At 31.7% G+C, this 2,219-nt stretch carries 2 protein-coding genes; both read left to right on the top strand.

Annotation, left to right across the window (positions count from 1 at the left end; genetic code table 11):
- Positions 1-229: 229 nt before the first annotated feature.
- Positions 230-1,204 (top strand): DNA (cytosine-5-)-methyltransferase, encoded by a 975-nt coding sequence (gene dcm, locus ACHZC3_RS01220; RefSeq protein WP_394758054.1) that lies wholly within the window; start codon positions 230-232, stop codon positions 1,202-1,204.
- On the top strand, positions 1,194-1,946 hold the full coding sequence (locus ACHZC3_RS01215) for a hypothetical protein (protein WP_394758053.1): 753 nt from the start codon (positions 1,194-1,196) through the stop codon (positions 1,944-1,946). The genes dcm and ACHZC3_RS01215 overlap by 11 nt, the downstream gene beginning before the upstream one ends.
- Positions 1,947-2,219 lie beyond the last annotated feature (273 nt).

The raw sequence follows: 2,219 nt of genomic DNA, 5'->3' as shown, positions 1-2,219 counted from the left end.
GCTACAAGCAATTTGGGCATTTGGCTTAATGGAAAAATTGGTTTGTATTTGGAAGATTTGGCAAATCCGAAAATAGAGCTTAATTTAGTCCCAAACTGTTTGTAGCGCGGGAACGTTGTGTGATATCGCTGAAAAAATCATAAATAATCAACATCTTTTTAAAATTTCACAAATAAAATAGTTTATTAGAAAGCAAAATATTATTTTTGAAAATAAATAAAAATTGTAAATGGAAAAGATAAAATTTATTGACCTTTTTTGCGGAATAGGTGGATTTAGAACTGCAATGGATGAAGCGTGTCTTGAAAATGATGTAATTCCAGAATGTGTCTTTTCATCTGATATAGATAGTTTCTGTCAAGATAGTTACGAAGCAAATTTTGGAGAAAGACCATTTGGAGATATTACAAAAATTGATGAAAAAGATATTCCAGACCACGATATTTTATTTGCTGGCTTTCCTTGCCAATCATTCAGTATAATTGGTAAAATGCAAGGATTTAATGATGTTCGTGGAACATTGTTTTTTGACATTGCAAGAATTTTAAAACACAAAAAGCCAAAGGCTTTTGTTTTAGAAAATGTCAAACAACTTTTTGGACACGATAACGGAAATACTCTCAAAACAATTGTAAATGTTCTTGAAAAAGAATTAGGTTACAGTGTTAGATTTGCAGTATTAAACGCTTTAGATTTTGGACTGCCTCAAAAAAGGGAACGTATAATTATTGTTGGACACAAAGAGCCTATTTTATTTAATTTTCCATCACCAATTAGACCATTTAAACCTTTAACAGAAATTCTTGAGAAAAAAGTTGATGCAAAATATTTTGCATCTGAAATGATTTTAGAGAAAAGAAAAAACAAACATAAATCTGCATATAATCTTTCTATTTGGCACGAAAACAAATCTGGAAATATATGCTCTTATCCATATTCTTGTGCATTGCGTTCAGGTGCTTCTCACAATTATTTATTAGTCAACGGAGAAAGAAGATTAACACCAAGAGAAATGTTTCGTTTGCAAGGTTTTCCAGATAAATACAAAATTGTAGTTTCTGATGGACAAGCAAAAAGACAAGCAGGTAATGCAGTTCCAGTAAATTTAGTAAAAGCCGTTATATTAAAACTTTTGCCTTATGTTGCAAACTCTATGGATATGACTTCAGTATTAAGAGATTATGAAGTAAGTTATGGAGAATAACCAATCACCTAAATTAAGAACAGTTAACAAATCTGTTTCGGCATTTCCACTAAACGAATTTCCAAAAGAATTTCCTTTTTTGTTGGGAAAAGAAATAATCTATTTGCTTGCTTCAAAAGGTAAGCCTGAATTGGAAGGTTCGGAATGGGAAAATATTTTTGCTAATTGTATTGGAGCAGATTGGAAACCTTCAAATGTTGGTTTAGATGATGTTGTAATGGGAAATACCGCTTGGGGCGCAAAAACCGTAAAAGCAAAAAATCCATCAAAACAAAAGAAAGTTAGATTAATTTCTGGGAGAAATTCGCCAAATTACTCATTTGGAGAAAGAAGTGATCAAAAAGCAGATCCAAAATTAATTGGTAAACTTGTACTTGAAATTTGGAATGAAAGAGTTTCTTCAATTCGTGAAAAATTCAAACATTTACGAACAGTTGTACTTTTAAAATCAGACGATTTATCAGAAGTTGTAGTATTTGAATTTGATACAATTCGATACGACCACGAACTACATAAATGGGAATGGAATAAAAATGGAAACTTAACTGGAACTAACATAAAAACTGACGAACATTGTTTTACTTGGCAACCTCACGGTTCCCAATTTACAATAGTTGAAGAAGTTCCTGAAAAATGTTTAATAATAAAAATTAAACAACCCGAAAAATTAGACAAAAATGTAATTTTAAAAGCATTAGGATTTGACAAATCTTGGGTTACAGTTTCGCAGAAAACCAAATAGAAACCAAACCGTAAATTGCGACATCACACAACAGCGGTTTGCAAAAATTGGGGTTTTGGTCTTGAATTTACACATTGTTTTGTACTTTTGTGGTCAGTGATTTACTGAAAGTTTAGGCTAACCAAATCCCCAACTGACGCCAAGCCACGAGACGTTGTACGCAATTAGAAGTACTGTATCGTCCTAAAATAGGTTGACTAAAAATTAAACACTTTTAGTACCTATGGAAACACCAACAAATCAAGACTGCCGAAAAAATGGCTATCAAAAAGT

It is taken from the genome of Flavobacterium sp. (assembly GCF_043720215.1).
In the GTDB taxonomy this organism is placed as follows: domain Bacteria; phylum Bacteroidota; class Bacteroidia; order Flavobacteriales; family Flavobacteriaceae; genus Flavobacterium.
This window is presented reverse-complemented; position numbering and strand designations above follow the sequence as displayed.

Bases quoted from the DNA above. Each gene is read 5' to 3' on its own strand.
- dcm (WP_394758054.1), top strand. From the start codon at position 230: ATGGAAAAGATAAAATTTATTGACCTTTTTTGCGGAATAGGTGGATTT.
- ACHZC3_RS01215 (WP_394758053.1), top strand. From the start codon at position 1,194: ATGGAGAATAACCAATCACCTAAATTAAGAACAGTTAACAAATCTGTT.